Raw genomic sequence first — 4,639 nt, forward strand, 5'->3', positions numbered from 1 at the left:
GGCGGTGATGACGTCGCCGGAGGAGCGGCCGCGCAGCCGACGCGCCACCCAGGGCGCGAAATGGTAGGCGGTCCAACGGAATTCGGCGGCGAGCAGGGCGTCGACCCCGCGGCGTTCCGGGGGGAGCGGGTTCCGCCACGTGCTGTCCGCGCCGGGCAGGCGCAAGGTGTCGGCGAGGGCACGGGCGACCAGGTCGTGGCCGAGCGGGCTCAGATGCAGGCGGTCCTCGGCCCAGACCCGCCGATGGGTGGTGGCGGCCACCGGTTCGAAGTCCACCAGGGTGGTGGCGTGGCGGGCGGCCAGGGTGCGCACGGCGGCGTTCATGGCGCGGATGCGGCCCGACAGCGGGCGCGCGATCGGGGTGGTCGCGCCGATGTCCGGGTAGGTGAAGGTGACCACATGCGCGCCGGCCGCCCGCAGCGCGGTGATCATGGCCTCGATGTCGGCGAGGGCCGCGTCCATGGCGAAGAACGGTCGCACCAGGTCGTTCATCCCGGCCATGACGGTGGCCAGATCGGGGCGCAGGGCCAGCGCGGGGGCGAGTTGTTCGGCGCGGATGCGGGCCGCCAGCCGACCGCGCACGGCCAGATTGGCGTAGTGCACGTCCGGTGTGCTCGCGGCGAGCAGGGTCGCGAACCGGTCGGCCCAGCCGCGGAATCCGCCCGTACCGTCGGGGTCGCCGATCCCCTCGGTCTGGCTGTCTCCCAGGGCGACGAAGCGGGTGAAGGGTGTTGGCGCGTGGAGTGTCCGGTCCATCGTCGCTCCTTCGAAGCGGGTGCGCGAACAGAATACGCAGGCGAGGGCGACATCGTCTCCACAAGATCTTCACATGCGGTGCGAACCATCTCCACGGCGACTGCATAGGGTCACCTGCATGGAACAGCAGCAGCGAGGCGGGCGGCGCATCCTCGTGGTGGAGGACGAGCCGACGATCGCGGAATCCATCGCGGTGCGGTTGCGCGCCGAGGGGTTCACCGTGGACCTGGCCCACGACGGGCCGGCTGCGGTGAGCAGCGCCGAACGTCTGGACCCGGATCTGATCGTGCTCGATGTCATGCTCCCCGGCTTCGACGGGCTGGAGGTGTGCCGGCGGGCGCAGGCGCGGCGGCCGGTGCCGGTGCTCATGCTCACCGCCCGCGCCGACGAGACCGATATGCTCGTCGGCCTCGGCGTCGGCGCGGACGACTACCTGACCAAACCGTTCTCCATGCGGGTGCTGACCGCGCGCGTGCACGCGCTGCTGCGCCGCGTGGACCGCACCGCCGAGCGCGGCGCCACCATCCTGGTCGGCGATCTGCGCATCGATGTCGACCAGCGACGGGTGTGGCGCGCGGACGCCGAAACCCAGCTCACCCCACTGGAATTCGAACTGCTGGTGCACCTCGCCCGCCGCCCGCGCGCCGTACTGGCCCGCGAACGGCTGCTCAGCGAGGTGTGGGGATGGGCCGACGCCTCCGGTACCCGCGCGGTCGACAGCCATATCAAGGCCCTGCGCCGCAAACTCGGCGCGGATCTCATCCGCACCGTGCACGGTGTCGGGTACGCGTTGGAGGCGCGATGAGTCGCATCGGCGCGAGCTGCGCGGCCGGATGGGGCGTCGACCCGGCGCGTCTGCGCGTGACCCGCCGGGTCGTCGTGCGCTACCGCTCCGGTGTCGATGCCGCTGCCACCGACGCGACGCCCCCCGAGACCCCTGCCACGGGTGGAGCGCCCCGTGAACCCGTTGCCACCGGTGGGTCGCCCCGTGATACCGCTGCCACGTGTGGAGCGGCCTGTGATATCGCTACCACGGGTGGATCGCCCCTCGAGACCCCTGCCACGGGTGGGTCGCCCCGTGATACCCCTGCCACCGGTGGATCTCCCCGTGATACCGGCGGCACCGGCGTCGGCGCTGCCGACCCAACCGCCGCGGACGCATCGCCGCCGGGAAGCGATCCCGGAGCGGATTCGCCCCGCCGCACCGGGGCGTCGCGGGTGTGCGCGCGTCCGCGCCGGGAACGGGCGCGGTCGTGAGTAGCGCGGCGCGGCTGCGGGAGTTCACCGACCGGCTGGGGGAGCGGCTGCCGCGCCCGCTGGACCGGGTGCGGTCGATCAAGCTGAAGCTCGCGATTCTGATGGTCGGTTCGGGTGCGGTGGCGTTCGGGTTCTTCGCGGTGCGCATCGGCTGGCTGCCGCCGCGCACCACCATCGCCGCGACCCTGATGGCGCTGGCCCTGTCCCAGGTGCTGGCGCACGGGATGACGCGCCCGCTGCGGGAGATGACCGCCGCCGCCAAACGCATGGCCCAGGGCGACTATTCGCGGCGGGTCCGCGCCACTTCCCGGGACGAGGTGGGGCAGTTGGCGGAGGCGTTCAACCAGATGGCCGCCGATCTCGCCGCCGCCGACCAGCAGCGCCGCGACTTCATCGCCAATGTGTCGCATGAGCTGCGCACCCCGATCACGGCCCTGGGCGCGGTGCTGGAGAACCTGGTGGACGGCGTCTCCGAACCCGATCCGGCGACCCTGCGCACCGCCCTCGCCCAGACCGAGCGGTTGAGCCTGCTGGTCTCGGAGCTGCTCGCGCTGTCCAGCGTGGAGGCGGGCGCGGTGCGACTGGATATCGAACGGGTTCCGCTCGCCCCGCTGGTGAAGGAGGTCGTCGCCGAGGCCGAGGTGGTCGCCACCGCCGTCGACCGCGACACCCGCTTCACCGTCGACGTGGACCCCGACCTCACCGTCCTCGCCGATCCGGCCCGCCTGCACCAGGTGCTGATCAACCTGTGCGACAACGCCATCCGGCACGGTCCGGTCGGCGGTGAAGTGCGGATCAGCGCGCGGGCGGGCCGCGGCCAGCTCACCATCGAGGTCCGCGACGACGGCCCCGGCATCCCCCCGGCGCAGCGCTCCCGCATCTTCGAACGCTTCACCCGCGGCGGCGCCACCGACGGCGGCGGCACCGGCCTCGGTCTCGCCATCGCCCGCTGGATCGTGGACCTGCACGGCGGCACCATCACCGTCGCCGACCCGGGCTCCCGCATCCGCATCACCCTGCCCGACCCCCGCCTCACCACAACCGACTGACCCACACCCGACCGCGAACCCGCCGCAACCTCGCGTCCGGGGCGGTCCCGCACACCCTGGGAGGGGATATCCGTGCCGGAGAATCCAGCCGACGACAGCTCGACAGTGCCTGTCGAACAGAATGACTCGACCGCATCCGGAAACGGTCGCGAGACCGCCGCCGCCGAGCCGACCGTCGTCGCCACGACCGAATCGGACGGAGACCGGATCGTCGGTGCGGCGGCGGTCGAGCGGCATGCCGCATCGGCGGACGACGCAGAACGCTCCGGCACGGCAGATCGATCCGGCATGCGGTCCGCAGGCGCCCCCGTCGACGCGGTCCGCCGCCGCGACCCGGTGACCGCGGTCGATCCGGGCGGCGATGCGGAGGCCGCGACCGGTACACCCGAGGCCGGACCGTCCACGACCGATGAGGTGACTGCGGCGGGGCCGATCGCCGCGACGGACTCCGTCACCGCACACGCAGCTCGCGCCGACTCACCGCCCGCCACCGGTGCGGCGACCGGACATCGCCCCGCGGTGGGCACTCCCGCATCGAACAGCGGTACGGGCGTCACCGGGACCGCGGTCGACTCCGCCGCGAAGCAGCCCCCGACCGTCGCCCGGGTGGCGTTCCCGCGGGGCGTTCTGTCCGCCACGGCCCTGAGCGGTGTGGCGGCGGCGCTGTTCATCCCGGTGGACCGTCCGGGCATCGGCTGGCTGCTCACGGGAGTGATCGTCGCGGCCGCCATCGTCACGGTGGACTACACGGCGCGGCGTTCGGCGAACCGGTCCGCGCGGACGACCGGCGAGGGTGCGCTCGCCGATACGGTGATCGAAGCCGTGGAGCGTGCCCCGGAATCCGACGCCTCGACAATCACGGCCCAGCCGAAATCAGCCGAAACGCCGGGGTCCGCCGTGCGGGTTGCCGATTCCGAGCACCCACCCGCCGCTCCACCCGTGAGCGGTGCGGCCACTCGCACCGCCGACGGGACGGCGACTTCATCGAACGTTGCTGAAACCCGCAGGCGCACAACAACTCCCACATCTGGCGGTGAGCAGGCCGAGGTTGGGGCGAGCGCATCACCGTTCCGGTTCGGGGCGCGGGTGTGGTGGTCGGCGCTCGCGCTGGCGCTGCTGGCGGTCGGCGCGTTCCGCGCCTCGGAATGGCTGTTCATCCTGTGTGTCCTCACCGCCGGAGTGGTCGCCTCCCTGGCCGTGGTGCGACGCTCCGCGCACGGTGTGGTGTTCGAGATGGCGGCCGTGCCGCTGACGGCGATGCTGTTCGCGGTGCCGTGGCTGTATCACGGGGTGACGCGGGTGCGGCGGGCGCGGATGTCCTCGCAGCAGCGGGTGTGGTGGTCGGCGCTGGTGACCGTCGCACTGCTGGTGGTGTTCGTGCCGCTGCTGGCGGGCGCGGACGCGGTCTTCGCGACCCTGGTGGACGGTGTGCTGCCCAGTATGGACGCGGCCGAGCTGTGGCGGTGGGTGCTGCTGTTCCTGCTCGCGGCGCTGGGCACGGCGGGTGCGCTGTACCTGCTGGCGGCCCCGCCCCCGGCCGCGGGCACGGTGGTGCGGCAGCGGGTGTCGCGGCGGCT

At 72.9% G+C, this 4,639-nt stretch carries 4 protein-coding genes; 3 read left to right on the forward strand and 1 reads right to left on the reverse strand.

The window, feature by feature from the left end:
- Positions 1-756 (reverse strand): SGNH/GDSL hydrolase family protein (locus QK444_RS32690; protein ID WP_282785916.1); only part of this gene is annotated, 756 nt, incomplete at its 3' end.
- 118 nt (positions 757-874) lie between these two features.
- Between QK444_RS32690 and QK444_RS32695 the strand changes: the two genes are divergently transcribed.
- The 3 genes from QK444_RS32695 to QK444_RS32705 all read left to right on the forward strand — a co-directional run.
- Complete coding sequence (locus QK444_RS32695; protein ID WP_282785917.1) at positions 875-1,561, forward strand: response regulator transcription factor; 687 nt, start codon at positions 875-877, stop codon at positions 1,559-1,561.
- A 448-nt stretch (positions 1,562-2,009) separates the two neighbouring features.
- Positions 2,010-3,062, forward strand: a complete 1,053-nt coding sequence (locus QK444_RS32700) for an ATP-binding protein (RefSeq protein WP_282785918.1) — start codon at positions 2,010-2,012, stop codon at positions 3,060-3,062.
- A 105-nt stretch (positions 3,063-3,167) separates the two neighbouring features.
- Positions 3,168-4,639 (forward strand): DUF4153 domain-containing protein (locus tag QK444_RS32705; protein ID WP_349239558.1); only part of this gene is annotated, 1,472 nt, incomplete at its 3' end.

The organism is Nocardia sp. CC201C, assembly GCF_030010695.1.
In the GTDB taxonomy this organism is placed as follows: domain Bacteria; phylum Actinomycetota; class Actinomycetes; order Mycobacteriales; family Mycobacteriaceae; genus Nocardia; species Nocardia otitidiscaviarum.